The organism is Sphingomonas zeae (assembly GCF_014197135.1).
Lineage (GTDB): Bacteria > Pseudomonadota > Alphaproteobacteria > Sphingomonadales > Sphingomonadaceae > Sphingomonas > Sphingomonas zeae.
Window position 1 is genome coordinate 263,693 of sequence record NZ_JACIFA010000001.1, and the last position, 26,766, is coordinate 290,458.

Below are 26,766 nucleotides of genomic sequence, written 5' to 3' on the forward strand. Positions count from 1 at the left end.
TCCTTCCGTGCCGGGGGGATTGATCCCGGCGGTTGACGCTTCGGCGATCGACCGGCACGGCAGTGCCATGACGACGATATTGGTAACGGGCAGCAGCCGGGGCATCGGCGCAGCCATCGCATCGACACTGGGCGATCTGCCCGGCACGCGGGTTCTGGGCCACGCCACGCGCAGCGGCATCGCGGCCGATCTTTCCGATCCGGCCGCCCCCGCGCGCCTGTGGAACGAAGCGCTCGACCAGGCGGGCGGGGCGATCGACATCCTCGTCAACAATGCCGGGATTTTCGAGGCAAGCCCGCTCGACGCCGATGACTGGTCGGACAGCTGGGCGCGGACGATGCAGGTCAACCTGACCGCCTCGGCCGAACTGTGCCGCCTCGCCGTGCTACACTGGCAGGAACGGGGTGTCGGTGGCCGGATCGTCAACGTCGCCAGCCGCGCCGCCTATCGCGGCGACAGTCCGGCGCATTGGCATTATGCCGCATCCAAGGGCGGCATGGTCGCGATGACCAAGACCATCGCCAGGGGCTATGCCGCGCAGGGGATTCTGGCCTTTGCCGTCTGCCCCGGCTTCACCATGACGGGCATGGCGGACGATTATCTCGCCAGCCGGGGGGGCGACAAGCTGCTCGCCGACATTCCGCTCGGCCGCGTCGCCTCGCCGGAGGAAGTCGCCGCCACTGTCCGTTTCCTGTGTACCGACGCGCCCCCTTCGATGACCGGCGCGGTCCTCGACGTGAATGGAGCCAGCTATGTCCGCTGACAGCTGGAAGCTGACCCTGCCCTGCACCCGCGACGAGGCGGAGGCGATCGATGCGGCCGACGATCTGGCGATCGACGCGGTCATCATGACCACCGAGGAGGTGGAGGACGACCGCGAGCATTGGCGGCTCGATGCCTATTTCGAGGCGGAACCCGATCTTGCCACGATCGAAGCGATCCGCGCGCTGGTGCCGAGCGCGGGCGACCATCCCGCCACCGTCGAGCATGTGCCCGCACAGGACTGGGTCACGATGAGCCAGGCGGGGCTCGCGCCGCTGTCGGTCGGGCGATTCTTCGTCCACACCGGCGACGAGGCGGTGCCCGAGGGTCTGCGGGGTTTCCACATCCCGGCGGGCCGCGCCTTCGGCACGGGACATCACGAGACGACCAGCGGCTGCCTCGCCATGTTGGACCGCATGGCGAAGGAGAGGGTGACGAACGCGATCGATGTCGGCACCGGCACCGGCCTGCTCGCCTTTGCCGCGCGCTACCTCTGGCCCGAGGCGAAGGTTGTCGCGACTGACATCGATCCGATCGCGATCGATGTGACGGCCGAGAATGCCGCGATCAACGGTGTCGACGGGGTGGAGCTGATCGTCGCCGACGGCGCGCTCGCTGATCCGATCATGGCAGGCGCGCCCTATGATCTGGTCATCGCCAATATCCTGGCCGGGCCGTTGATCTCGATGGCGCCCGAACTGGCGGCGATTGCCGGTCCGGAGGCGACCCTCGTGTTGGCGGGACTGCTGGAAACCCAGCGCGCGGACGTGGTCTCGGCCTATGAAGCCTGTGGCTGCACGTTCGAGACGGTCGACCGGCGCGGCGACTGGAGCGTCCTGCGTCTGCGTGCGGGGGCGGAGCGCTTCGTGCCGAACGCGCCATTCGATCCCAAGGGGCGTGACGGCTGGGCGCTCGATATCTGATTTTTTGGTGCGTTCCTTCCTTTCCCCTCCTTAAGGCGGGGGGCGCAATCCTGGCGATGATTATTGCCTTCCCCTTACGAAAACGAGAGTGCGCCCAATTGCCGTGCCCCCTGGGTCTCAGGCATAGACCGCTGAAAGACAAAAGAGGATGAGGTCATGGCATCGACGATGTTCGAACTGGAACGCCGCCGTGAAGGTGCGCGCGCCGGCGGTGGGGAGAAGCGCGTCGCCGCGCAGCACGCCAAGGGCAAGCTGACCGCGCGCGAGCGGCTCGACGTGCTGCTCGATGAGGACAGTTTCGAGGAGCTCGACATGTTCGTCGAGCACAACTGCACCGACTTCGGCATGACCGAGCAGGTCATCCCCGGCGACGGCGTGGTCACGGGTTCGGGCACGATCAACGGCCGGCTGGTCTTTGTCTTCAGTCAAGATTTCACCGTGTTCGGCGGTTCGCTGTCCGAGCGACATGCGCAGAAGATATGCAAGATCATGGACATGGCGATGAAGGTCGGCGCACCCGTCATCGGCCTGAACGACTCGGGCGGTGCGCGCATCCAGGAGGGCGTTGCCAGCCTCGGCGGCTATGCCGAGGTGTTCCAGCGCAACGTCCTGGCGAGCGGCGTGGTGCCGCAGCTCAGCCTCATCATGGGGCCTTGCGCGGGCGGTGCGGTCTATAGCCCGGCGATGACCGACTTCATCTTCATGGTGAAGGATTCGAGCTACATGTTCGTCACCGGCCCCGATGTGGTGAAGACGGTGACCAACGAGGTCGTGACCCAGGAAGCGCTGGGCGGTGCGGTGACGCACACGACCAAGACCGGCGTCGCCGACGTCGCGTTCGAGGATGACATCGAGGCGCTTCTCGCGGCGCGCGACTTCATCGACTTCCTGCCCGCCAACAATCGCGAGGGTGTGCCCGAACGGCCGACCGCCGACGCCTGGGACCGCATCGAGGAGAGCCTCGACACGCTGATCCCCGCCAGCGCCAACCAGCCCTATGACATGCACGAGCTGATTTCGAAGGTCGTCGACGAGGGCGATTTCTTCGAGGTGCAGCCCGCGCATGGCGCCAACATCATCACCGGCTTCGGCCGGATCGAGGGGCGCACCGTCGGTTTCGTCGCCAACCAGCCGATGGTGCTGGCAGGGGTGCTCGACATCAATGCCAGCCGCAAGGCCGCGCGCTTCGTGCGCTTCTGCGATGCGTTCGAGATTCCGATCGTGACCTTTGTCGACGTGCCCGGCTTCCTGCCCGGCACCGCGCAGGAGCATAACGGCATCATCAAGCACGGCGCGAAACTGCTCTTCGCCTATGCCGAGGCGACGGTGCCCAAGATCACGGTCATCACGCGCAAGGCTTATGGCGGTGCCTATGATGTCATGGCGTCCAAGCATCTGCGCGGCGACCTCAACTATGCCTGGCCGACCGCCGAGATCGCGGTGATGGGGGCCAAGGGTGCGGTCGAGATCATCTTCCGGGGCAAGACGCCCGAGGAGATCACCGAACGGACGGCCGAGTATGAGGCGCGCTTCGCCAATCCCTTCGTTGCGGCGTCAAAGGGCTTTGTGGATGAGGTGATCCAGCCGCATTCGACCCGCCGCCGGATCGCGCTGGGCCTGCGCAAGCTGCGCAACAAGGATCTCGCCAATCCCTGGAAGAAGCATGACAATCTGCCGCTTTGAGCCGGTCGCAGGCAGCGGAACCCTCCCCCATCCCCTCCCGCCTGCGGGAGGGGAGAGGCTCTGGGCGAACGCTATCCCCAAACACGCCCCTCCCGCAGGCGGGAGGGGATGGGGGAGGGCCAGCGCTCTCGTCGCACAGATCGCTCGGAGGCACGCATGACCCTCGGCCGTCTCAACCATATCGGTATCGCCACGCCTTCGATCGAGAAGACGGTCGAAACCTATCGCCACTTGCTCGGCGCGGACGCGATCGGCGAGCCGTTCGATCTGCCGCCGCAGGGCGTGCGGGTTTGCTTCATCGACGCCCCCAACACCCAGATCGAGCTGATCCAGCCGCTGGATGAAAGCTCCCCCATCGCCAATTTCCTCAAGAAGAATCCGGCGGGGGGGCAGCATCATATCTGTTTCGAGGTCGCCGACATCCCTGCCGCCGTCGCCGCGCTTCAGGCAAAGGGCGCGACCTTGCTGGGTCAGCCGCGCATCGGTGCGCATGGTACGCCCGTCGTCTTCCTCCACCCGCGCGACATGGGCGGGGTGCTGGTCGAACTTATGGAAACGCCGGGAGACGATCATTGAGCGAGACGATGCTGCGCGTCGAACGGCTGGGCGACGTGTTGGTCCTGACGCTCAACCGGCCTGAGCGGCTGAATGCCGCGCCGCCCGCGCTGTTCGATGCGATCCGCGCGGCGTTGGACGAAAGGGGCGATGCCCGCGCGGTATTGCTAGCAGGCGAGGGGCGGGCCTTTTGCTCCGGCGCGGACATTTCGGGCGGCGATGTCGGACCTGAAACCGTCCACCGCGCGCTGGTCGAGCATTACAACCCAGCCATGCTGGCGCTGGCGGATCTGCCGATTCCCGTCGTCAGCGCGGTGCGCGGGGCAGCGGCGGGTATCGGGTGCAGCCTGGCGCTCGCCGCCGATTTCTGCGTTGCGAGCGAGAATGCTTATTTCCTCCACGCTTTCGTCAATATCGGGCTGGTCCCCGATGGCGGGGCGAGCTGGATGCTGCCGCGCCTGATCGGCCGCGCCCGCGCTGCCGAGATGATGATGCTCGGTGAACGGGTCCCCGCCGCCAAGGCGCTCGACTGGGGCATGATCCACAAAGTCGTCGCCGACGATGCGCTCGACGCCGGGGCCTTGGCGCTCGCCGAACGGCTGGCGGCAGGGCCGAGCGTTGCGCTCGGCCTGATGCGGCGGGCGCTCCATGCCGGATTCGAGAGTAACTATGCCGCCGCTTTGGCGCGCGAGGCCGAGGATCAGCGCGCTGCCCGCGCGACGCAGGACGGGGAGGAAGGTGGTCGCGCCTTTTTTGAAAAACGCCCGCCGCGTTTCCTCGGGCGGTGACTTGCGCGGGTATGATAATTTCGTTCTAGTGAAACAAAATAAGTGTGGATGAGGAGTGGCCGATGGCCGAACGCCCTGACCTGTCGGACTGGGAAGCACTTGCGTCGCGCGAGGTGAAGGGCCGCGACCTCGACTGGCAGACGCCCGAGGGGATCACGGTCAAGCCGCTCTATACCGCCGCCGATGTGCGCGAAGACCCCGGCCTGCCGGGCTTCGCGCCGTTCACGCGCGGCGTGCGGGCCAGCATGTATGCGGGCCGCCCCTGGACGATCCGCCAATATGCGGGCTTTTCGACCGCCGAGGAATCCAACGCCTTTTACCGCCGCAACCTAGCGGCGGGGCAGAAGGGGCTGTCGGTCGCCTTCGACCTCGCCACGCACCGGGGCTATGACAGCGACCACCCCCGCGTGACGGGCGATGTCGGCAAGGCGGGCGTCGCGATCGACACGGTCGAGGACATGAAGATCCTGTTCGACGGCATTCCGCTGGATGCCATGTCGGTCAGCATGACGATGAACGGCGCGGTGATCCCGGTGCTGGCCTTTTTCATCGTCGCGGCCGAGGAGCAGGGCGTTCACCGCTCCAAGCTGGAAGGGACCATCCAGAACGACATCCTCAAGGAGTTCATGGTCCGCAACACCTATATCTATCCGCCCGAGCCGAGCATGCGGATCATCTCGGACATTTTCGCCTATACCTCCGCCGAGATGCCCAAGTTCAACAGCATCTCGATCAGCGGCTATCACATGCAGGAGGCCGGGGCGACGCAGCTTCAGGAGCTGGCCTTCACCATCGCCGACGGCATGGAATATGTGAAATACGGTGTCGCCAGCGGACTCGACATCGACAAGTTCGCCGGGCGGCTTTCCTTCTTCTTCGCGATCGGCATGAATTTCTTCATGGAGGTCGCCAAGCTGCGCGCCGCGCGCGTGCTGTGGCACCGGGCGATGACGCAATTGGGCGCGCAGGACGAACGCTCGAAGATGCTGCGCACGCACTGCCAGACGAGCGGCGTCTCGCTGACCGAGCAGGACCCGTATAACAACGTCATCCGCACCACGATCGAGGCGATGGCGGCGATGCTGGGCGGGACGCAATCGCTCCACACCAATGCGCTGGACGAAGCGATCGCGCTGCCCACCGACTTCTCCGCCCGGATCGCGCGCAACACGCAGATCGTGCTGCAGGAAGAGACGGGGATGACCAAGGTCGTCGATCCACTGGGCGGCAGCTATTATGTCGAGAGCCTGACCCAGTCGCTGGTCGACGGTGCGTGGGAGCTGATCGAGCGGATCGAGGCCGAGGGCGGCATGGCCAAGGCGGTCGCGGCGGGCTGGCCCAAGGCGATGATCGAAGAGGCGAGCGCGGCGCGCGCGGCCAAGGTCGACCGGGGCGAGGATGTGATCGTCGGGGTCAACAAATACCGGCTGGCCGACGAAGCGCCGGTCGAGATCCTCGACATCGACAACCATGCGGTACGGGCAGGCCAGGTGGCGCGGATCGCACGCGTGAAAGCCGAACGCGACGAAGCGGCGTGCCAAGCCGCTCTCGATGCCCTGCGCCACGCCGCTGCCACCTCCCCCGCCAGGGGAGGAATGGGAAGCAATCTCCTCGCGCTGGCCGTCGAGGCAGCGCGCGCCCGAGCAACGCTCGGCGAGATTTCCGCGGCGCTGGAGGATGTGTTCGGCCGCTACGGGACCCAGCCGACCCCGGTGTCGGGCATATATGGTGGCGCCTATGCCGAGGACGAACGCTGGGCGCGGCTGCTGCGCGGCGTCGAGGCGGTGGAGCGCCGTCTCGGCCGCAAGCCGCGGCTGTTTGTCGCCAAGATGGGCCAGGACGGGCATGACCGGGGCGCCAACCTCGTCTCATCGATGTTCGGTGATCTGGGGTTCGAGGTGGTGCCCGGGGCGTTGTTCCAGACGCCGGAGGAAGCCGCGCAGATTGCGCTCACCCGGGATGTCGATGTCGTCGGCGCTTCCAGCCTGGCGGCCGGGCATAAGACGCTGATCCCCGAATTGATCGGCCACCTCCGCGATGCAGGCCGCGCCAACATCAAGGTCATCGCGGGTGGCGTTATTCCCGCACAGGACTATCAGGCGCTTTATGATGCCGGGGTGCAGGCGATTTTCGGCCCTGGCACCAACCTTGTGAAAGCGGCCGAGGATGTGCTGAGGCTGCTGGGCCATAATATGCCGCCCGAGACGGGCGAATGACAGGACGAAGGACATGACGACGACTACTGCGCTGAGCCCCCAGGCGACCTTGCGCACCGACTGGACCCGCGCCGAGATCGCCGCGCTGTTCGACCTGCCTTTTACCGAGCTGCTGTTCCGCGCCGCCGAGGTCCACCGCGCGCATCATGCGGCGGACGAGGTGCAGCTGTGTACGCTCTGCTCGATCAAGACCGGCGGCTGCCCCGAGGATTGCGGTTATTGCTCGCAAAGCGCCTCGGCGGAGAGCGACGTGAAGGCCGAGAAGCTGATGGACGTGCAAGCCGTGCTGGCGGCGGCGGCCGAGGCCAAGGCGGCGGGTTCGCAGCGTTTCTGCATGGGTGCCGCCTGGCGCTCGCCGAAGGAGCGCGACATGGACAAGGTCGTCGCCATGGTGGAGGGCGTGAAGGCCATGGGGCTGGAGACCTGCATGACGCTGGGCATGCTCGATGCGCCCCAGGCGCAGCGGCTGGCGCAGGCGGGCCTCGATTATTACAACCATAACATCGACACCTCGCCCGAGAATTACGCCAACGTCATCACGACGCGCTGCTTCGAGGATCGGCTGGAGACGCTGTCCAACGTGCGCGAGGCGGGCATTTCGGTGTGCTGTGGCGGTATCGTCGGCATGGGCGAGACGCGCGGCGACCGGGTCGGCTTCGTCCACGCGCTCGCCACCCTGCCGCGCCATCCCGAAAGCGTGCCGGTCAATGCGCTGGTGCCGGTCAAGGGCACGGTGCTGGGCGACATGCTCGCCGACACGCCGCTGGCGCGGATCGACGACATCGAATTCGTCCGCACCGTCGCGGTCGCGCGTATCACCATGCCGATGAGCATGGTCCGCCTGTCGGCGGGCCGCGAAAGCATGTCGGCGGCGACGCAGGCGCTGTGCTTCCTGGCGGGCGCGAATTCAATCTTCACCGGCGACAAGCTGCTGACCGCAGGCAATGCGGGCGACGATGCCGACGCCGCGCTGTTCGCCAAGCTGGGCCTGAAGCCGATGGAAGGCGCCGAGCCGATGCGGGTTGCGGCGGAGTGATGACCTTACCCCTTACCGCTACCACCCCGGCGAAGGCCGGGGTCCAGTTGCGGTGAACTCTCGATGGCGCGCGCATGGGCCTCCCCCGAGGAGCCACGGCGCGCCATCGGCCAAAAGGAAACTGGACCCCGGCCTTCGCCGGGGTGGGGCTTCCGAAAAGACAGACGGCACGGACCAACGACATAAAAGGAGAGGTATCCCCGTGTTCCAGAAAATCCTGATCGCCAATCGCGGGGAAATCGCGTGCCGGGTGATCCGCACCGCGAGGGCCATGGGCATCGCGACCGTCGCGGTCTATTCGGATGCCGATGCCAGCGCGCCGCATGTCCGGCTGGCCGATGAGTCGGTCCGCCTGGGGCCAGCGCCCGCTGCCGAGAGCTATCTCAAGGCCGAGCTGATCCTCGCCGCCGCCAAGGCGACCGGCGCGGATGCGATCCATCCCGGCTATGGCTTCCTGTCCGAGCGCGAGAGCTTCGCCAAGGCCTGTGCCGAGGCCGGTGTCGCCTTTATCGGCCCGCCGCCCAACGCCATCGCCGCGATGGGCGACAAGATCGAATCGAAGAAACTCGCCAAGGCGGCGGGCGTCAATGTCGTGCCCGGTTATCTGGGCGAGATCGCCGATACCGAGGAGGCGGTGCGTATCGCTGCGGACATCGGCTTCCCCGTCATGATGAAGGCGTCCGCCGGTGGCGGCGGCAAGGGGATGAGGCTCGCCTGGTCCGAGGCGGATGTGCGCGAAGGCTTCGAGGCGACCAAGCGCGAAGGCCTCGCCAGCTTCGGTGACGACCGCGTCTTCATCGAGAAGTTCATCGAGAGCCCGCGGCATATCGAGATCCAGGTGCTGGGCGACCAGCATGGCAACATCGTCTATCTCGGCGAGCGCGAATGCTCGGTCCAGCGCCGCCATCAGAAGGTGGTCGAGGAGGCCCCGTCGCCCTTCGTCACGCCCGAGATGCGCCGCGCCATGGGCGAGCAGGCGGTCGCGCTGGCCCGCGCGGTCGGCTATTATTCGGCCGGTACCGTCGAGCTGATCGTCTCCGGCGCGGATACCACGGGCAAGAGCTTCTACTTCCTCGAGATGAACACCCGGCTCCAGGTCGAACATCCGGTGACCGAGGAGATCACCGGCCTCGATCTGGTCGAGCAGATGATCCGGGTCGCCGCCGGTGAGCCTCTGGCGTTCAAGCAGGACGATGTGACGCTGACGGGCTGGTCGATCGAGAACCGCGTCTATGCCGAGGACCCGTATCGCGGCTTCCTGCCCTCGACCGGGCGACTGGTGCGCTACAACCCGCCCGCCGAGGAGCGGGACGAAGATGTGCGCGTGCGCGTCGATGATGGCGTCGCCGAGGGTGGCGAGGTCAGTATGTTCTACGATCCGATGATCGCCAAGCTCGTCACCTGGGCGCCGACCCGCGAAGCCGCGATCGATGCCCAGATCGCCGCGCTCGACGCGTTCGAGATTGTCGGGCCGGGGACGAACATCGACTTCGTCTCCGCGCTGATGCAGCATCCGCGCTTCCGTGCGGGGACATTGTCGACCGGCTTCATCGCCGAGGAATATCCCGAAGGCTTCCAAGGCGCGCCTGCGTCTGCGGCGCTGACCCGCACGCTCGCCGCCGTGGCCGCTTTCGCCGCCACCGCCGAGGCCGATCGCGCCCGGCGGATCGACGGGCAGCTTGGCCACCGGCTGCAACCGCCCGCTAACTGGACGGCGCGGATCGAAGGCGTCGACCATGCGGTTCACGTCTCGACCGACGGGATCAGCGTCGACGGTGCGGACCTGGACCTCGCCATCGCCTATACGCCCGGCGACCGGATGATCGCGGTCGAGGATGAAACGGGCGAAACCCTCCACGTCCGCATCGCGAAAACCCGCACCGGCTTCCGGCTGACCACGCGCGGGGCGAGCCATTCGGTACGTGTCCTGCCCGCCCGCGCGGCGGCTTACGCGAAGCATCTGATCGAGAAGGTGCCCCCCGACCTGTCGAAATTCCTCATCGCGCCGATGCCCGGCCTGCTGGTCCGGTTGGACGTGGCCGAGGGGGATCAGGTCGAGGCAGGCCAGCCGCTGGCGGTCGTCGAGGCGATGAAGATGGAAAACATCCTGCGCGCCGCCAAGACCGGCACCGTCAAAGCCATTTCCGCCAAGACTGGCGACAGTCTCGCGGTCGATGCGGTGATCCTGGAGCTGGAGTAAGCAGTAGGGGGCCGACTTATTCCTCCCCTGTAAGGGGAGGTGGCGCGCGAAGCGCGTCGGAGGGGTGTCCAGCTATCGAGAGGGTGACACCCCTCCGTCAGGGCTTCGCCCTGCCACCTCCCCTAAAAGGGGAGAAATGAGAGAGAGCTCATGGCCGAGCGAGCGCCAAGATCCGCTCCGCCTCGGCCAGATGCAGACGTTCGACCATCTGCCCATCCAGCCGGATCGCGCCAAGCGCCGCTTGTGCGGGATCGGCGAAGGCTGCCACCACACGCTGCGCCCAGCTAATCTCCGCTTCGTCCGGGCCGAACCCGGCATTCGCGGCTACGATCTGGTTGGGATGGATCAGCGTCTTGCCGTCGAACCCCAGCCGCCGTCCTTCGGCGCATTCCGCCGCCAGCCGATCGGGCGCGTCGAGCGCGTTGCAGACGCCGTCCAGCGCGATCATCCCGGCGCTGCGGGCCGCGACGACGATCTGGACGCGCAAGGGGAGCAGCGCCTCGGGCGCGGGGGGCGAGGGCAGGCGCATTTCTTTTGCCAGATCGTTGGTGCCCGCGACCAAGGCCGTCAGGCCCAGCTCCGTCGCGGCCTGCGCGATCGCACCCAGCGACAGGATGCCGCGACACGTCTCGATCATCGCCCAGAGTGGCACATCTGGTCCCAACGCCGCCCGCGCGGCGGCGAGCGTCGCGATATCGTCGACCTTGGGGATCAGCACCGCCGCCGGATGCGCCTCCGCCAGCGCGGCGAGATCGTCCGCCGCATGGGGCGTATCGAGTCCGTTCGCCCGCACGACCAGCAGCCGCTCGCCAAAGCCGCCTTCGCGCACCGCCGCGACCGCCGCCTCGCGCGCGACGGATTTGGCGTCGGGGGCGACCGCGTCTTCCAGGTCCAGGATCACCGCATCGCTGGGCAAGGTCCGCGCCTTGGCGACGGCGCGAGGGTTGGAGGCGGGGAGAAACAGGGCGCTGCGGATGGTCATGCCGCGACCATAGACGCAAGCGACCTCTGGTAAAACGCCGCCGCTGCTCCATAATCCAACACATAAGGGGGGCGTCATGATGACTGCGACATTATTGCTGCTGGGCCTGACGATGCTGCTCTATGTCTGGCCGGATCTGCCGGTCAGCCGCTGGCTTGCGCCTATGCTGGTCGAGGCTCCGGCGCGGCGGCTGAACCGCGTCCGGCCGGGACATTGGGCGATGATCGTTGCCGGGGTTGCCCTGATCGGCCTCGCCATCTGGTTCGAGATCGATGAAATCCGAATGCTTGCAATGGCGGGCGGGTCGATGGGCGATCTGGTGATGATCGCCTCGACCATCGAATGGGGCGGGGTGGCCGAGCTGGGCATGGCGACGATCCTGTCCTCCTCGATGCTGGCACGCTGGCCCGTTTTCCGCCGCTGGGCGGGGCGGCTGTCCGCCGGCCGGGCAGCTCGCCCGCGCCGGGCGGAGCGGCCCGCCAATGACACCTCCGATGGCGAGGGGCGAAGACTCGCAGCCTGAAACCCGTGCGGGGTCGGAACGAAAGCGTTGGGCCACCGTTCATCGCCTGAATGTTCCGCGACCCGCGCCTCGCCAGAATTTCCGCGCGTTTCGCAGGCCTCGGCCTGTGCGTCGTCCTGGCCGCCTGTGAGCCGGGCATCCTGAATCCCGCCGGCCCGATCGCGGCGGGCGAGCGCAGCATCTTCTTCAATGCGCTGGCGGTGATGCTGGCGATCGTGGTGCCGGTGATCGTGCTGGCCTTCGCCTTTGGCTGGTGGTTCCGCGCAGGCAACACCCGCGCCAAGCATCTGCCCGAATGGGCTTATTCGGGGCGGCTGGAACTGCTGGTCTGGTCGATCCCGGCGTTGGCCATCATGTTCCTGGGCGGCATCGCCTGGATCGGCAGCCACGATCTCGATCCGCCCAAGCCGATTGCCTCGAAAGCCAAGACGATGACGGTCGAGGTCGTCGCGACCGACTGGAAATGGTTGTTCCTCTATCCCGAACAGGGGATCGCCACGATAAACCGGCTGGTCGTGCCGGTGGGCACGCCGGTGAAGTTCCGTATCACCTCGGCAGGCGTGATGAACAGCTTCTTCGTGCCGCAGCTGGGCAGCCAGATCTACGCCATGTCGGGCATGGATTCGACGCTCCATCTGCGCGCGGACAGGACGGGGCGGTATCGCGGCCTGTCGGCGCATTATAGCGGGGAGGGCTTTGCGGATATGAACTTCTTCGTAGACGCGGTGCCGCAGGGCGCGTTCGACCGCTTCGTCGCGACCGCCAAGGCCGGGCAGGGCAAGACGCTCGACTGGAATGAGTTCGTCGCGATGGCGCGCCCCAGCCGCAATGTCCGCCCCGCCAGCTATCCCCGGCTCCAGCCCGGCCTGTACGACCGGATCGTGATGAAGAACGGCGCGCCCGAAGGCGAGCAGGCGAAGGACGGGCGCGAGCAATGAGTTTCACCGGCAAGCTGGGCTGGGACTCTATCCCGTTTCAAGAACCGCTGCCCTTGGTGTCGGCCGCGGTCATCGGCGCGGTGCTGCTCGGCGTCTTCGTCTGGGTCTGGCGGCGCGGGCATCTGCCCTATTTGTGGAAGGAGTGGATCACCAGCGTCGACCATAAGCGGATCGGCGTCATGTACTGTCTGCTCGCCGGCGTCATGCTGCTGCGCGGCTTTTCCGACGCGCTGCTGATGCGGTCGCAACAGGCGATCGCGTACGGCAATGGCGGCTATCTGCCACCCGACCATTACGACCAGATCTTCTCCGCGCATGGCACGATCATGATCTTCTTCGTGGCGATGCCGTTCATGATCGGGCTGATGAACTTCGTCGTGCCGCTGCAGCTCGGCGTGCGCGACGTGGCGTTCCCGACGCTCAATTCGGTCAGCTTCTGGCTGACCTGCAGCGGCGCGCTGCTCATCAATATGAGCCTGGTCATCGGCGAGTTCGCCAAGACCGGCTGGCTGGTCTATCCACCGCTGTCCGAGCTGCGCTTTTCGCCGGGCGTCGGCGTCGATTATTATCTCTGGGCGCTTCAGATTTCGGGGATGGGGACGCTCCTGTCCGGCGTGAACCTTGTCACCACCATCCTGAAGATGCGCGCCCCCGGCATGGGCTATAGCCGGATGCCGATGTTCACCTGGACGTCGCTGGCGTCCAACCTGCTGATCGTAGCGTCCTTTCCGGTGCTGACCGCCGTGCTCGCGATGTTGATCCTCGATCGCTATCTGGGCTTCCACTTCTTCACGCCCGAGGCGGGGGGCAACCAGATGATGTTCGTCAACCTCATCTGGGCCTGGGGCCACCCGGAAGTCTATATCCTGATCCTGCCTGCCTTCGGCGTGTTTTCGGAGATCATCTCGACTTTCTCGTCCAAGCCGCTGTTCGGCTATCGCTCGATGGTCATCGCGACCATGGTGATCTGCATCCTGTCCTTCATGGTCTGGCTGCACCATTTCTTCACCATGGGGGCCGGGGCCGATGTGAACGGTTTCTTCGGCATCACGACGATGATCATCGCGGTGCCGACCGGGGTGAAGGTCTTTAACTGGCTGTTCACCATGTATGGCGGGCGCATCCGCTATACGTCGATGATGCTGTGGTCGATCGGGTTTATCGTGACCTTCGTGATCGGCGGCATGACCGGAGTGATGCTGGCGGTGCCGCCGGCCGATTTCGTGCTCCACAACTCGCTGTTCCTGGTTGCGCATTTCCACAATGTCATCATCGGCGGCGTGCTGTTCGGGGCGTTTGCGGGCTTCACCTTCTGGTTTCCCAAAATGTTCGGCTTCACGCTGGACGAGCGCTGGGGCAAGCGCGCCTTCTGGCTGTGGCTGAGCGGTTTCTATCTCGCCTTCATGCCGCTCTATGTCCTGGGCCTGATGGGCATGACGCGGCGGATGCAGCATTATGACGTGCCAGGCTGGCATCCCTGGCTGATCGCGGCAGGCCTGGGCGCGCTGCTGATCCTGGCCGGGATCGGCTGTCAGATCATGATGCTCTATGTCTCGATCCGCACCCGCAAGGACCGCATCGACGAGAGCGGCGACCCCTGGGATGGCCGCACGCTGGAATGGATCACCACCTCGCCCCCGCCGGCCTTCAACTTCGCGGTGCTGCCCGATGTGAAGGGCGAGGAAGCCTATTGGGGCATCAAGGCCAAGGCGCGCGAGAATCGCCGTCTGTCCGATCGGCCCGATTACGAACCGATCGAGATGCCGCGCAATTCGCCGACCGGCATCGTCAGCGCCTTCTTCGCCACCGCCATGGGCTTCGCGCTGATCTGGCATATCTGGTGGCTGGTGATTCTGGGCTTTTTCGGGGCCTGGGGGACGTTCATCGTCTTCGCCTGGCGCGACAAGGCCGAGTATGAAATCCCGGTCGAAGAGGTCGAGCGGCTCGACCAGGCGCGCCGCCGCAGCAAGGCGACGCTGCTCGATTTGCCCGAAGAGGCGCTGTCATGAGCCAGACGGCCAATGCGCATGATCCCAACAAATGGGGCCGGGATAGCGAACCCAATCCCGACGGCCCCGCGCCCAAGCGGATCGTGGTGTCCTATGGCTTCTGGATTTTCCTGCTGTCGGACTTCATCCTCTTCGCCTGTTTTTTCGCCGCCTATGCGGTCCTGAAGGATGCGACGGCGGGAGGCCCGTCGGGCAAAGACCTGTTCGAGCTGAAGCTGGTCGAGGCGGAGACGGTGTTGCTGCTTCTCTCCAGCTTCGCCTGCGGAATGGCGGGCATCGGGACATTGGCGCGCGACATGCGCTGGTTCCAGATCGCGATGGCGGCGACGGGGTTGCTTGGCGCGGGGTTCCTGGCGCTGGAAGCCTATGAGTTTCTCCACCTGATCGGCGAGGGCGCGGGGCCGGGACGCAGCGCGTTCCTGTCGGCCTTTTTCGCGCTGGTCGGATGTCACGGCCTGCATGTGACGCTCGGTCTGCTCTGGCTGACGACGATGATGGCGCAGGCCTGGTCCAAGGGATTCCGCGAAGACATATTGCGTCGCATCCTCTGCTTCAGCCTGTTCTGGCACGCGCTCGACATCATCTGGGTGGCGTTGTTCACCATGATTTATCTGATGGGAGTGCGCGGATGAGCGAGCGGCCCGACGAGGAAATGGCACGCGACGAAACCGCGCCCGGCGAGGAAAGCGAACACGACTCGATCGTCGGCGGCGTGCGCAGCTATGCGGTCGGACTGGTCGCGGCGGCGATCCTGACCGCGGCGTCCTTTGCGCTGGTGCAGTTCGACATCGTCTGGGGGCCTGCCGTTCCCGCTGCCCTGGTCGCGCTGGCGATCGGACAGATGGGGGTGCATCTGGTCTTCTTCCTCCACATCACCACCGGGCCGGACAACAGCAACAATGTGCTGGCGCTGCTGTTCGGGGTGCTGATCGTGGCGCTGGTACTGTTGGGCTCGATCTGGATCATGGGGCATCTGAACCACAATCTGATGGGACCGATGGCGACGCCATGAGCAAGGGTTAAGCCCCTCCCCTTCAGGGGAGGGGGGGGTGGGGCCTCTCCACCTGCGAACGGCTCGCGGAAGTGCCCCACCCCCGTCCCCTCCCCTGAAGGGGAGGGGAGCGTTTAAGTTCAGCTTTCCAGCATTCGGCCCCGGATGGCAGAGACGCCGCGCTTATGGTCGAAGCGCAGTATCAGGCTCTCGTCGCCGACCGGCAGGTGCAAAGCAAAACCATCGCCTTCCCAGTCTTCCGGCGTCATCGGATCACCGGACAGGTTGCGCCACTCCGCCTTATCCAGCCAGTCCGTCCAGTCGAGCGGCGTCTCCCGGCGAAAGGCGCTGAGCGCCGCAACGAAATCCTCCAGCGTCTCGTCGCGGTTTTCCCAGTCGAGCCATGTCGTTTCGTTATCCTGGGCATAGCCATTATTGTTGCCCCGCTGGCTGCGGCCGAACTCGTCCCCGGCGGTCAGCATCGGGGTGCCGCGCGACAGGAACAGCGTCGCCAGCATTGCCCGGATCGAGCGGATGCGCGCGGCGCGGATGGCAGAGTCGGTGGTCGGGCCTTCCTGCCCATGGTTCCACGATACCTCGTCGCCATGGCCGTCGCGATTGTCCTCGCCATTGGCGTGGTTGTGCCGCGCGGCATAGGCGGTCAGGTCGGCGAGGGTGAAGCCGTCATGCGCCGCGACGAAATTGACCGAGCGGCTGGCAGAGCCGGTAAAGACATCCGCCGACCCCGCGATCCGCGTCGCCAGATCGCCGCTGCGCCCGTCACCGCGCCAGAAGCGCCGCACCTGGTCGCGATAACGGTCGTTCCACTCCAGCCAATGCTCGGGAAAGTTGCCTAGCTGGTAGCCGCCCGGCCCGATGTCCCAGGGCTCGGCGATCATCACGCGGGTCGAGAGGATCGGATCGGCGGCGATCTCTGCGAAGATGGGGGCGTGGGCGTCGAAGCCCGGCCCGCGCGCCAGGACGGGTGCCAGGTCGAAGCGGAAACCGTCCACCCCCGCCCGTGCGAAGTGGCGCAGACTGTCGAGGATCATCGCGCGGACGCTGGGGCGGCTGGTGTCGAGCGTGTTGCCGGTGCCCGCATCGTTGATGAGCGTGCCGTCCGGTGTGCGGGCATAGACGTCCGGGTCCAGCCCCCGGAAGGAGAGAGTGCCGCCCTGCACGTCGCTCTCGCCCATGTGGTTGAACACGAGATCAAGGATGACGCCGATCCCCGCCTCGCGCAGGGTCGCAAGGGTGGCGACCAGTTCGGCGACGCCGCCCGGCACGCGCTCCGGGCAGAGCGCCATCGGGACGACCGGATTGTAGCCCCAGGCATTGTGCAGACCGAGCGGGGGCAGGTGGCGCTCGTCGATCGCGGCGGTGATCGGCATGAGTTCGACCGCCGCCACACCCAGCTTGTGCAGGTGATCGAGCACCGCCGGATGCGCCAGCGCCGCCAAAGTGCCGCGCTGCTCGGGCGGAACGGCGGGATGGCGCATCGAGAAGCCGCGCACATTGAGTTCGTAGATCAACGCGCCCGGCCGGAAGAGCGGCGGGGCAGGAGTGGTCGTCAGCGGCGCGACGACACGGGCACGCGGCACGAGGTCGGCGGTGTTCTCGCCATAGGTCGCGAGCCGTGGAGACTGGACGAAGGGGCGGTCAAGTTCGAGCGCATAAGGATCGACCAGCAATTTGGCGGGGTCGAACCAGAGATTGCGCATCGGGTCGTAACGTCCGTGCGCACGGTATCCGTGGAGGTGGTCGGTGCCGGGGACGGTGACGCTCCACACGTCTCCGTCGCGCGTCATGGCGATGCGGCGTTCGTCTGCGCCATCGAACAGGCAAAGCTCCACCCGCTCGGCGGTCGAACGCACGGCGAAGCGGGTGCCGCCGGGGACCGGCGTCGCGCCGAGGAGCGGGGTGGGCTGATTCGTCATAGCGCGATCACCCTAACTCAACCGGACCACCCCGGCGAAGGCCGGGGTCCAGTTGGGCCAGCCTATCGAGACTTCCACCAGCTTGGTGGCATCTGGGCCCCGGCCTTCGCCGGGGTGGAAGGGGGGGCGGTTAGCCTCTCCCCAAAGGCACTCAGGTCACCACATCGGGTTCGGTGCGGCCGGTATGCTGAGTGATCCCGGCAATCTCATCGGCCGCCGCGATGATGTCGGCGAGCATCTCGGGCGTCTCACGGTCGAGCTGGTCGGCCGAATAGCGTTCCAGATAGACCCGCAGGGTCGCGCCGCTGGTGCCGGTGCCCGACAGACGGAACACGACGCGGCTGCCGCCCTGGAACAGCACGCGGATACCCTGGTTGCGGCTGACTGACTGGTCGGTCGGGTCGGTATAGGCGAAATCGTCCGCCGTCTCGACCGTCAGTCCCGCGAACGTCTCGCCCGGCAGGGTCAGCAGCTTGGCGCGCAGGTCCGCCATCAGCGCGTCGGCACGCTCGCTCTCGACGCCCTCATAGTCATGGCGCGCATAGTAATTGCGGCCATAGGTCGCCCAGTGATCGCGCGCGATTCCGTCGACCGACTTGCCCGAGGCAGCGAGGATGTTGAGCCAGAGCAGCACCGCCCACAGCCCGTCCTTCTCGCGCACATGGTCCGATCCGGTGCCCGCGCTCTCCTCGCCGCAGATCGTCGCCATGCCTGCGTCGAGCAGATTGCCGAAGAATTTCCAGCCGGTCGGCGTCTCGTAAGCGGGGATGCCCAGCTTTTCGGCGACGCGGTCGGCGGCGGCGCTGGTCGGCATCGAGCGGGCGATACCCTTCAGGCCGCCCGCATAGGCAGGCGCCAGATGCGCATTGGCCGCCAGCATCGCCAGGCTGTCCGACGGCGTGATGAAGCGCCCGCGCCCGATGATGAGGTTGCGGTCGCCATCGCCGTCCGAAGCTGCGCCGAAATCGGGCGCGTCCGGCGCCATCATCCGGTCGTAGAGTTCCTTAGCATGGACCAGATTGGGGTCGGGATGATGGCCGCCGAAATCGGGGAGCGGCGTGCCGTTCTTCACGGTGCCGGGCGCGAAGCCGAGGCGCTTTTCCAGGATTTCGGTGGCATAAGGGCCGGTGACGGCGCTCATCGCGTCGAACGACATGGTGAAGCCGCCCTCGACCGCGCGCTTGATCGCGGCGAAGTCGAACAGGCTCTCCATCAGCGCGGCATAGTCGGCGACCGAATCGATGACCTCGACCGTCATGCCGCCCACCGTCACCTCGCCCAGCGTATCGAGGTTGATGTCATCGGCCTCGACGGTCAGCCAGCGGCTGATCGACTTGGTGTTGGCGTGGATCGCATCGGTCACCTTTTCCGGCGCGGGGCCGCCGTTCGAGATGTTGTACTTGATGCCGAAGTCTTCGTCCGGGCCGCCCGGGTTGTGACTGGCCGACAGGACCAGGCCGCCCAGCGCCCCCCGCTGGCGGATCACGTTGCTGGCCGCCGGGGTGGACAGGATGCCGCCCTGACCGACCACCACACGGGCAAAGCCGTTCGCCGCCGCCATGCGGATCGCGACCTGGATCACCTCACGGTTCAGGAAGCGACCGTCCCCCCCGATCACCAGCGTCTGGCCGGTCTTTTCGTCACCCAGCGCATCGAACACCGACTGGACGAAGTTCTCGGCATAATGGGGCTGCTGAAAGACGCGGACCTTCTTGCGAAGGCCCGAGGTGCCGGGCTTCTGGTCGAGATAGGGCTCGGTCGCGACGGTCTTGATCATGGGTTCCCCAGCACGGATCGATAGAGTTCGGCATAGTGGCGGCCGCTATGGTGCCAGCTATAATCGGCGTTCATGCCATTGACCTGCATGGTCCGCCATTGGTCTTGGTCGGCATAGAGTCTCATTGTGCGACGCAACACCGCGACGATATTGTTGGTGGTGACATTGTCGAACTGAAGGCCCGTGGGCACGCCCATGGCCAGCGCGGCCTCGTTGGCGTCGATGATCGTATCGGCCAGCCCCCCGGTGCGTGCGACCACGGGCACGCAACCATAGGCCAGCGCATAGAGCTGGGTCAGCCCGCACGGCTCGAACCGCGAGGGGATTACGATCGCGTCACAGCCGCCCTGAAGCAGATGCGAGACCGGCTCGTCATAACCGATCCGTACCGCGACCCGCCCCGGATGGCGCAGCGCGGCGGTGGCGAAGGCGATTTCCAGCGCCGGGTCGCCGGTGCCCAGCACGACCAGCTGTCCGCCCAGCGCGACCAGATCGTCGATCACCTCGACCAGCACGTCCATGCCCTTTTGCCAGGTCAGGCGGCTGATGACGGTAAAGATCGGGCTGTCATCCTGCTCCAGCCCGAACGCCTGTTCGACCGCGCGCTTGTTGGCGATGCGATCGTCCAGCGTGTCGACGGTGAAGGGTGCGGGAAGGGCGGCGTCGGCCGTGGGGCTCCAGATGGCGGGGTCGATGCCGTTGACGATGCCGCTGACACATTCGGCACGCGCGGCGATCAGCCCTTCCAGCCCCATGCCGTACTGCGCGCGGTGGATTTCCTCGGCATAGGTCGGGCTGACCGTGGTGATCGCGTCGGCGGTGCGCAGGCCCGCCTTGAGATAGCCGATCTGGCCATAATATTCGACGCCCTCGACGCTCCACGCCTCGGGCGGCAGGCCCAGATCGGGGAAGTGATGCGCCGCGAACGAGCCCTGAAAGGCGATGTTGTGGATGGTGACGATGCTCTTCGCCACAGGCCCAGGGCCGGGCGCATAGTGGAGAAAGGCCGGCGCCAGCGCCGCCTGCCAGTCATGCGCGTGGAGCAGGTCGAAATCATAACCCGGCACCGCGCCCGAGGCGAGGTCGGCGCCCGCCCGCGCCAGCACCGCGAACCGCCGCCAATTGTCGTGCCAGTCGTTGCCGGCGGTATCGACGTAAGGCAGCCCCTCGCGCTCCCAAAGCTGCGGCGCCTCGATCACCAGCAGCCGGTGGGTGCCGATCATCGCCTCGCGCAACCAGGCTTCGGTGCCGATGATATGGGTCCAGTGATGGACGCGCGGCGCGTCCTCCCCGATCGCGCGCATCACCTTGGGGAAACCGGGGATCAGCGTGGTGACGGCGATGTCATGGGGCGCAAGCGCCTCGGGCAGCGCGCCCACGACATCGGCGAGACCGCCGGTCTTGATGAGCGGGAACGCCTCCGAGGCGACCGACAGGACGGAGAGGGTCATGGGGACTTTCAGTTGGCCAGACGATCGATCATCGGCTGGGTGATGAGGCATATGCCCTTGTCGGTGCGGCGGAAACGCTGTCCGTCGAGCACGGGGTCGTCGCCGACCACCAGCCCGTCGGGAATCTTGACGCCGCGGTCGAGGATCACGCGCCGCAACCGTGCGCCGCGCCCGATATGGCAGAAGGGCAGGACCACCGCTTCGTCGAGCATCGCGAAGCTGTGGGTGCGCACGCCCGTGGACAGCAGCGAACGATGGATCGACGAGCCCGACACGATGCAGTCGCCCGCGACCAGGCTGGCCACCGCCGATCCACGCCGTCCATCGATGTCATGGACGAATTTGGCGGGGGGCGTGATCTCGGCATAGGTCCAGAGCGGCCAGCTCCGGTCGTACAGGTCCAACTGCGGCACCACATCGGTCAGGTCGAGACTGGCCTCCCAATAGGCATCCACCGTGCCGACATCGCGCCAATAGGCGCCGGGCTCATCATGCGAGCGGACGCAGGAAGCGGAGAAGCGGTGCGCCTGGGCTTTGCCGTGCTGGACCAGATAGGGGATGATGTCCTTGCCGAAATCGCGCGAGGAACCCGGCGTGGCGGCATCGCGGCGGAGCTGCTCGAACAGGAAGGCGGTGCGAAAGACATAGATGCCCAGCGACGCCAGCGCGATATCAGGATTGCCAGGGATGGAGGGCGGATCAGCGGGCTTTTCGACGAAATCGACGATGCGGTCGGTCTCGTCGACATGCATCACGCCGAACGCGCTGGCTTCCGGGCGGGACACTTCCAGACAGGCGACGGTGACGTCGGCGCCACTGTCGCAATGCTGCTGGAGCATCAGTTCATAATCCATCTTGTAGACATGATCGCCCGCCAGGATGACCATGAATTCGGGCGCATAGCTCTCGATGATGTCGATATTCTGAAACACCGCGTCGGCGGTGCCTTCATACCATTGGAATTCGCTGATCCGCTGGCTGGCGGGGAGGATGTCGAAGCTTTCGTTGCGTTCGTCGCGCAGGAAGTTCCAGCCGCGCTGGAGGTGGCGGATCAGCGAGTGCGCCTTGTACTGGGTCGCCACGCCGATGCGACGGATGCCCGAGTTGATCGCGTTGGACAGGGCGAAGTCGATGATCCGGGCTTTGCCGCCGAAATAGACGGCGGGCTTGGCGCGGGTGTCGGTCATCTCCATCAGGCGGCTGCCACGGCCGCCCGCCAGCACATAGGCCATGGCATCGCGCGCCAGCGGTTGTCCGCGCCTCAGGTCCATCGTCCGTCTCCTGTCCGTGTGTTAGTGTCGCAACGCTTGATCTGCGCGTTGGTATTCCAGGCAAAATCGGTTGCGCGTCAGCCGTCGAAGCGCAGGATGACGGTCGCGAGTGGCGGCAAGGTGACCCAGGCCGCGCCGTCACTCGCATCCACGCCGCCCATATTGCCGAGGCCGGAACCCCAATATTGCGTCGCGTCGGAGTTCAGCACCTCGGTCCAGCGGCCGTCATGCGGCAGCGGCAGGCGATAGGGCGCGCGGGCGACCGGCGTCATGTTGGCGATCACCGCGACCGGTTTCTCGCCCGGCGCCTTGCGCAGCCAGGCGAAGACCGAATGCGCGCTGTCATCGGCCACCAGCCACTCGAACCCCTCGCGCTCGCAGTCGCGGGCGTGGAGCGCGGGCGTGTCGCGGTAGAGATGGTTCAGATCGCGGACCAGCGAGCGGACGCCTTCGTGCGAATGGCTGCACCGCAAATGCCAGTCGAGCGGGCGGCTCTCCGACCATTCCTCGCGCTGGGCGAATTCCTGCCCCATGAACAGCAGCTTCTTGCCCGGATAGGCCCACATGAAGGCGTAATAGGCGCGTAAGTTGGCGAATTTCTGCCAGTCGTCGCCCGCCATCTTGGTCAGCAGGCTGCCCTTGCCATGCACCACCTCGTCATGGCTGAGCGGCAGGACGAAATTCTCATCGAAGGCGTAATGGAGGCCGAACAGGATCTCGCCATGATGGTGGCGGCGATGCACCGGCTCACGCCCCATATATTCGAGCGTGTCGTGCATGAAGCCCATGTTCCACTTGAACCCGAAGCCCAGGCCGCCGTCATGCGCGGGGGCGGAGACGCCCGGCCAGGCGGTGGACTCTTCGGCGACGGTGAAGACGCCGGGATGCTGGCCGTACACCTGCCGGTTGACCTGGCGGAGGAACTCAACCGCCTCCCAATTCTCGCGGCCGCCCTGTTCGTTGGGCACCCACTCGCCGTCCTTGCGGCTGTAATCGCGGTACAGCATCGAGGCGACGGCATCCACGCGAAGCCCGTCGATATGATAACGCTCGGGCCAGAACAACGCGTTGTTGACCAGGAAGCTCGCCACCTCGCGCCGCCCGAAATTATAGATGGCGGTGTTCCAGTCGGGGTGGAAACCCTGGCGCGGGTCCTCATGCTCGTAGAGCGCGGTGCCGTCGAAATGCGACAGGCCATGCGCGTCGGTGGGGAAGTGCGCGGGCACCCAGTCGAGGATCACGCCCACCCCGGCGCGGTGGGCGCCGTCGACGAAGCGTGAGAAGCCCTCGACATCGCCGAACCGTGCCGACGGGGCATAGAGTCCCGTCGTCTGATAGCCCCAGCTGGGGTCATAGGGGTGTTCGGAGATGGGCAGGAATTCGATATGGGTGAACCCCATCTCGACCACATAGGGGATCAGCCGGTCCGCCAGCGCATCCCAGCTGAGGTACCAGCCATTCTCGTCGCGGTCCCACGACCCGGCATGAACCTCGTAAATGCTGATCGGCACGCGGCGCGGGTCGATCTTTGACCAATGTTCCCGATGGGCCACGTCCTGCCAGACATGGGCGGGCGGGGCGGTCGTGACCGAAGCGGTCTTGGGGCGAAGCTCGGCGGCGAAGGCGAAGGGGTCCGCCTTCATCGGCTGGTCCGCGCCGTGCGGGCCGGTGATGGCGAACTTGTACGCGCGGCCCTCGCCGATATCGGGAATGAAGATTTCCCACACGCCGACATCCAGGCGGCGGCGCATGACATGGCGACCGGGATTCCAGTCGTTGAAGTCGCCGACCACCGCCACCCGTTCGGCATTGGGAGCCCAGACGGCGAAGTGCACGCCCGCCACGCCCTGATGCTCGATCAGGTGCGCGCCCATCTTGTCATAGAGGCGGAAGTGATTGCCCTCGCCCATCAGGAAATCGTCGAGCGGACCGAGCACCGGGCCGAAGCTGTAGGGATCGGTGATCCACCATTCCGCGCCATGCCCTTTCGCGCAATATTTGACCGGCTGCGGCTCGCCCGACACCGCGCCTTCGAACAGGCCGCGCCCGTCGACCTGTTTCAATTCACCCAGCGTGACGCCCGACAGGTCGAAGACGGTGACCGCCTCCGCTCCGGGCACCAAGGCGCGCAGGAACGTGCCGCCCGGCCCCTGATGAGGTCCCAGCAACGCGAAGGGATCGGCGTTGCGGCCCTCGATCAGGGCTTCCAGAGCGGCACGGGGTGGCTTCACATCACGTTCCAGATTTCCTCGGCATATTGCCGAATGGTGCGATCGGAGGAGAACCATCCGACTTTCGCGACATTGTGGATGGCCGATGTCGCCCAGCCCGCCTGGTCCTGCCATCGGGCGTCGACGCTGCGCTGTGCGGCGGCATAGGCATCGAAATCGGCGGCGACCATGAACCAGTCGCCATCATACAGCCCGCCCATCAGCCCGGCATAACGGCCGGGATCATCGGGGGAGAACACACCGGAGGCGATGGCGGAGACCGCCTGGCGCAGCTCCGGGCTGCCCTCGATTACCGCACGCGGATTGTACCCGTCGCGGCGCTGGGCGGCGACCTCGTCGGCGGTCAGGCCGAAGATGACGATATGATCGTCGCCGACATGCTCCTTGATCTCGACATTGGCGCCGTCGAGCGTGCCGATGGTCAGCGCACCGTTCAGAGCGAACTTCATATTGCCGGTGCCCGACGCCTCCATCCCTGCGGTCGAGATCTGTTCGGACAGATCGGCGGCGGGGATGATCTTCTCGGCCAGGCTGACATTATAATTGGGGATGAACCCGACCTTCAGCAAATGGCCGACACTTGGGTCCGAATTGACCCGGCGGGCGACGTCATTGGCGAGTTTGATGACGAGCTTGGCGTTATGATAGCTCGATGCCGCTTTGCCCGCGAACAGTTTGACGCGCGGCGTCCAGTCGCGCTCGGGATGGCTGCGGATCTGGTCGTACAGCGCCACCGTCTCGATGATATTCAACAGCTGGCGCTTATATTCGTGGATGCGTTTGATCTGCACGTCGAACAGCGCATCGGGGTCCACGCGCAACCCGGTCGACTCTCTAAGATAATTTGCCAGCCCCACCTTGTTGGAACGTTTGATCGTCAGAAAGCGTTCCCGGAAATTCGCATCATTTGCGTAATCCGTGAGCGCTATCAGCTTTTCCGCATCATCCTGAAAACCGGTCCCGATCGCTTCGCGGATCAGGGAGGTGAGCTGCGGATTGCATTGCTGCAACCAGCGGCGCGGGGTGATGCCGTTGGTCTTGTTGTTGATCCGCGTCGGATAGAGGCGGTGCAAATCGGCAAAGACGGTCTGCTTCATCAGTTCGGTGTGGAGCGCGGCGACACCGTTGACGCTGTGGCTGCCTGCAAAGGCCAGGTTCGCCATGCGGACCCGCCGCTCGCCGCCCTCGTCGATCAGGCTGATCGCGGCGATGGCCCGGTCGTCCATGCCCTCCACGGCCCGCGCCTCGCGCAGCAGCTTGGCGTTGATCGCATAGATCAGCTGCATGTGGCGCGGCAGCAGCCGCTCGAACAGATGCAGCGGCCAGCTTTCCAAAGCCTCGGGCAATAGCGTGTGGTTGGTATAGCCGAAGGTGCGACGGGTGATGTCCCACGCCTCGTCAAAGCCCAGATCGTGATGATCGACCAGCAGGCGCATCAGCTCGGCGACCGACACCGCCGGATGGGTGTCGTTCAGCTGGATCGCCGCCTTGTCGGGGAGGGTGCGGATGTCATGGAAATACTGGATATGCCGCCGGACGATGTCCTGGAGCGAAGCGGACGAGAAGAAATATTCCTGCCGCAGCCGCAATTCCTGCCCGGCCGGCGAGCTGTCGGAAGGATAGAGGACGCGCACCAGCGTCTCCGCCGCCATTTGCCCGGCGAGCGCGCCGGTATAGTCGCCCGCGTTGAAGCGATCGAGCCGGATGGGATCGATCGCCTGCGCGGTCCACAGCCGCAGCGTGTTGACCCGTTTCCCGCGCCAGCCGACGACCGGGGTGTCGACCGCGATCGCCTCGATCGCCTCCGCTGGTTTCCAATGGACCGCGCCGGTTTCGGTCCCGATCACCTCCCCGCCGAAACCGACGAAATAGGCGCTCTCGCGCCGTTCGAACTCCCAGGGGTTGCCGTGGCTCAACCAGGTTTCGGGCAGTTCCACCTGCCAGCCATCGTCGATCCGCTGGCGGAACATGCCGTTCACATAGCGGATGCCATAGCCATAGGCGGGCAGGTCGAGGCTCGCGAGGCTTTCCATGAAACATGCCGCCAGCCGCCCCAGGCCGCCATTGCCGAGTGCGGCGTCGGGCTCGATCTCTTCCAACTCGGCCAGGTCGACGCCCAGCGATTGCAGCGCGCCCGCCACCTGCGCCATCACGCCGAGATTGGACAGCGCATCGCGCAGCAGCCGTCCGATCAGGAATTCCAGGCTGAGATAATAGACCCGTTTGGCGCCTGCGGCGTGCGCTTCGCGCGTGGAGGCCATCCAGCGTTCGATGATGTCGTTGCGAACGGTCAGGATCGTCGCGGCCAGCCAGTCATGCGGGCGGGCATTGGCGGCATCCTTGCCGATCCGGTGCACCAGTGTGTCGACAATGGCGTCGGCCAGTGGGCCGGTATCGTCGACATGCAGGGTGGTGATGGTGGTCGTCATTGATTCGGGCGTCCCTATGGGTCCAGTCCCGAACAGCTTAACCGCGCGAGGGGTGAAGTCACGC

Annotated in this window: 20 protein-coding genes; 13 read left to right on the top strand and 7 right to left on the bottom strand. The window is 65.9% G+C overall.

The window, feature by feature from the left end:
• Positions 1-67 precede the first annotated feature (67 nt).
• The 8 genes from GGR45_RS01240 (at position 68) to GGR45_RS01275 (ending at position 10,163) form a co-directional block, all read left to right on the top strand.
• On the top strand, positions 68-763 hold the full coding sequence (locus GGR45_RS01240) for an SDR family NAD(P)-dependent oxidoreductase (RefSeq protein WP_175313577.1): 696 nt from the start codon (positions 68-70) through the stop codon (positions 761-763).
• Complete coding sequence (locus GGR45_RS01245; RefSeq protein WP_175313579.1) at positions 753-1,685, top strand: 50S ribosomal protein L11 methyltransferase; 933 nt, start codon at positions 753-755, stop codon at positions 1,683-1,685. The genes GGR45_RS01240 and GGR45_RS01245 overlap by 11 nt, the downstream gene beginning before the upstream one ends.
• A gap of 156 nt (positions 1,686-1,841) precedes the next feature.
• On the top strand, positions 1,842-3,368 hold the full coding sequence (locus tag GGR45_RS01250; RefSeq protein WP_175313581.1) for an acyl-CoA carboxylase subunit beta: 1,527 nt from the start codon (positions 1,842-1,844) through the stop codon (positions 3,366-3,368).
• A 156-nt stretch (positions 3,369-3,524) separates the two neighbouring features.
• Complete coding sequence (gene mce, locus GGR45_RS01255; RefSeq protein ID WP_175313583.1) at positions 3,525-3,944, top strand: methylmalonyl-CoA epimerase; 420 nt, start codon at positions 3,525-3,527, stop codon at positions 3,942-3,944.
• Positions 3,945-3,952: 8 nt separating this feature from the next.
• Positions 3,953-4,711 (top strand): enoyl-CoA hydratase-related protein, encoded by a 759-nt coding sequence (locus GGR45_RS01260; protein WP_175314158.1) that lies wholly within the window; start codon positions 3,953-3,955, stop codon positions 4,709-4,711.
• A 62-nt stretch (positions 4,712-4,773) separates the two neighbouring features.
• On the top strand, positions 4,774-6,927 hold the full coding sequence (gene scpA / locus GGR45_RS01265; RefSeq protein WP_175313586.1) for a methylmalonyl-CoA mutase: 2,154 nt from the start codon (positions 4,774-4,776) through the stop codon (positions 6,925-6,927).
• A 13-nt stretch (positions 6,928-6,940) separates the two neighbouring features.
• A complete protein-coding gene (gene bioB, locus GGR45_RS01270; protein WP_175313588.1) occupies positions 6,941-7,963 on the top strand; it encodes a biotin synthase BioB in 1,023 nt (340 codons plus the stop codon).
• Positions 7,964-8,165: 202 nt separating this feature from the next.
• Positions 8,166-10,163, top strand: coding sequence for an acetyl-CoA carboxylase biotin carboxylase subunit (locus GGR45_RS01275; protein WP_175313590.1), 1,998 nt, complete (start codon positions 8,166-8,168; stop codon positions 10,161-10,163).
• 148 nt (positions 10,164-10,311) lie between these two features.
• Here GGR45_RS01275 and GGR45_RS01280 read toward each other — a convergent pair whose 3' ends face one another.
• Positions 10,312-11,145 (bottom strand): HpcH/HpaI aldolase/citrate lyase family protein, encoded by an 834-nt coding sequence (locus GGR45_RS01280; RefSeq protein ID WP_175313592.1) that lies wholly within the window; start codon positions 11,143-11,145, stop codon positions 10,312-10,314.
• A 76-nt stretch (positions 11,146-11,221) separates the two neighbouring features.
• On the opposite strand from GGR45_RS01280, the gene GGR45_RS01285 reads away from it, so the two are divergent.
• The 5 genes from GGR45_RS01285 to cyoD are packed head-to-tail and all read left to right on the top strand — an operon-like array spanning position 11,222 to position 15,627.
• Entirely contained in the window at positions 11,222-11,668 is a 447-nt protein-coding gene (locus GGR45_RS01285) for a hypothetical protein (RefSeq protein ID WP_175313594.1), read from the top strand.
• Between the two features lie 50 nt (positions 11,669-11,718).
• Complete coding sequence (gene cyoA, locus GGR45_RS01290; protein ID WP_175313595.1) at positions 11,719-12,606, top strand: ubiquinol oxidase subunit II; 888 nt, start codon at positions 11,719-11,721, stop codon at positions 12,604-12,606.
• Complete coding sequence (gene cyoB, locus GGR45_RS01295) at positions 12,603-14,615, top strand: cytochrome o ubiquinol oxidase subunit I (protein WP_175313597.1); 2,013 nt, start codon at positions 12,603-12,605, stop codon at positions 14,613-14,615. The genes cyoA and cyoB overlap by 4 nt, the downstream gene beginning before the upstream one ends.
• Positions 14,612-15,247, top strand: a complete 636-nt coding sequence (locus tag GGR45_RS01300) for a cytochrome (ubi)quinol oxidase subunit III (protein ID WP_175313598.1) — start codon at positions 14,612-14,614, stop codon at positions 15,245-15,247. The genes cyoB and GGR45_RS01300 overlap by 4 nt, the downstream gene beginning before the upstream one ends.
• Entirely contained in the window at positions 15,244-15,627 is a 384-nt protein-coding gene (cyoD, locus tag GGR45_RS01305; protein WP_175313600.1) for a cytochrome o ubiquinol oxidase subunit IV, read from the top strand. The genes GGR45_RS01300 and cyoD overlap by 4 nt, the downstream gene beginning before the upstream one ends.
• A 119-nt stretch (positions 15,628-15,746) precedes the next feature.
• Here cyoD and glgX read toward each other — a convergent pair whose 3' ends face one another.
• From glgX to GGR45_RS01335, 6 genes are all read right to left on the bottom strand, one after another.
• Entirely contained in the window at positions 15,747-17,543 is a 1,797-nt protein-coding gene (gene glgX / locus GGR45_RS01310) for a glycogen debranching protein GlgX (protein ID WP_175313602.1), read from the bottom strand.
• Between the two features lie 151 nt (positions 17,544-17,694).
• Complete coding sequence (locus GGR45_RS01315) at positions 17,695-19,320, bottom strand: alpha-D-glucose phosphate-specific phosphoglucomutase (protein WP_175313604.1); 1,626 nt, start codon at positions 19,318-19,320, stop codon at positions 17,695-17,697.
• Positions 19,317-20,771, bottom strand: a complete 1,455-nt coding sequence (gene glgA, locus GGR45_RS01320; protein ID WP_175313606.1) for a glycogen synthase GlgA — start codon at positions 20,769-20,771, stop codon at positions 19,317-19,319. Before glgA ends, GGR45_RS01315 begins: the two co-directional genes overlap by 4 nt.
• A gap of 8 nt (positions 20,772-20,779) precedes the next feature.
• Positions 20,780-22,042 carry a glucose-1-phosphate adenylyltransferase gene (gene glgC, locus GGR45_RS01325; RefSeq protein ID WP_175313608.1) on the bottom strand — a complete coding sequence of 421 codons (1,263 nt, stop codon included), beginning with the start codon at positions 22,040-22,042 and terminating at the stop codon, positions 20,780-20,782.
• A 77-nt stretch (positions 22,043-22,119) separates the two neighbouring features.
• The gene (gene glgB / locus GGR45_RS01330; protein WP_175313610.1) at positions 22,120-24,273 is read right to left on the bottom strand and encodes a 1,4-alpha-glucan branching protein GlgB; all 2,154 of its coding nucleotides are present in this window, start codon (positions 24,271-24,273) and stop codon (positions 22,120-22,122) included.
• Positions 24,270-26,702 (bottom strand): glycogen/starch/alpha-glucan phosphorylase, encoded by a 2,433-nt coding sequence (locus GGR45_RS01335; protein ID WP_175313612.1) that lies wholly within the window; start codon positions 26,700-26,702, stop codon positions 24,270-24,272. The genes glgB and GGR45_RS01335 overlap by 4 nt, the downstream gene beginning before the upstream one ends.
• Between the last annotated feature and the right edge of the window lie 64 nt (positions 26,703-26,766).

What these genes read in the sequence shown, in the direction of transcription:
- GGR45_RS01285 (WP_175313594.1), top strand. Translation starts at nt 11,222, where the DNA reads ATGATGACTGCGACATTATTGCTGCTGGGCCTGACGATGCTGCTCTAT.
- mce (WP_175313583.1), top strand. Translation starts at nt 3,525, where the DNA reads ATGACCCTCGGCCGTCTCAACCATATCGGTATCGCCACGCCTTCGATC.
- GGR45_RS01280 (WP_175313592.1), bottom strand. Translation starts at nt 11,145, where the DNA reads ATGACCATCCGCAGCGCCCTGTTTCTCCCCGCCTCCAACCCTCGCGCC.
- cyoA (WP_175313595.1), top strand. Translation starts at nt 11,719, where the DNA reads ATGTTCCGCGACCCGCGCCTCGCCAGAATTTCCGCGCGTTTCGCAGGC.
- GGR45_RS01240 (WP_175313577.1), top strand. Translation starts at nt 68, where the DNA reads ATGACGACGATATTGGTAACGGGCAGCAGCCGGGGCATCGGCGCAGCC.
- GGR45_RS01335 (WP_175313612.1), bottom strand. Translation starts at nt 26,702, where the DNA reads ATGACGACCACCATCACCACCCTGCATGTCGACGATACCGGCCCACTG.
- glgA (WP_175313606.1), bottom strand. Translation starts at nt 20,771, where the DNA reads ATGACCCTCTCCGTCCTGTCGGTCGCCTCGGAGGCGTTCCCGCTCATC.
- GGR45_RS01250 (WP_175313581.1), top strand. Translation starts at nt 1,842, where the DNA reads ATGGCATCGACGATGTTCGAACTGGAACGCCGCCGTGAAGGTGCGCGC.
- GGR45_RS01300 (WP_175313598.1), top strand. Translation starts at nt 14,612, where the DNA reads ATGAGCCAGACGGCCAATGCGCATGATCCCAACAAATGGGGCCGGGAT.
- GGR45_RS01260 (WP_175314158.1), top strand. Translation starts at nt 3,953, where the DNA reads ATGCTGCGCGTCGAACGGCTGGGCGACGTGTTGGTCCTGACGCTCAAC.
- cyoD (WP_175313600.1), top strand. Translation starts at nt 15,244, where the DNA reads ATGAGCGAGCGGCCCGACGAGGAAATGGCACGCGACGAAACCGCGCCC.
- GGR45_RS01245 (WP_175313579.1), top strand. Translation starts at nt 753, where the DNA reads ATGTCCGCTGACAGCTGGAAGCTGACCCTGCCCTGCACCCGCGACGAG.
- glgC (WP_175313608.1), bottom strand. Translation starts at nt 22,042, where the DNA reads ATGGACCTGAGGCGCGGACAACCGCTGGCGCGCGATGCCATGGCCTAT.
- cyoB (WP_175313597.1), top strand. Translation starts at nt 12,603, where the DNA reads ATGAGTTTCACCGGCAAGCTGGGCTGGGACTCTATCCCGTTTCAAGAA.
- scpA (WP_175313586.1), top strand. Translation starts at nt 4,774, where the DNA reads ATGGCCGAACGCCCTGACCTGTCGGACTGGGAAGCACTTGCGTCGCGC.
- GGR45_RS01315 (WP_175313604.1), bottom strand. Translation starts at nt 19,320, where the DNA reads ATGATCAAGACCGTCGCGACCGAGCCCTATCTCGACCAGAAGCCCGGC.
- glgX (WP_175313602.1), bottom strand. Translation starts at nt 17,543, where the DNA reads ATGACGAATCAGCCCACCCCGCTCCTCGGCGCGACGCCGGTCCCCGGC.
- bioB (WP_175313588.1), top strand. Translation starts at nt 6,941, where the DNA reads ATGACGACGACTACTGCGCTGAGCCCCCAGGCGACCTTGCGCACCGAC.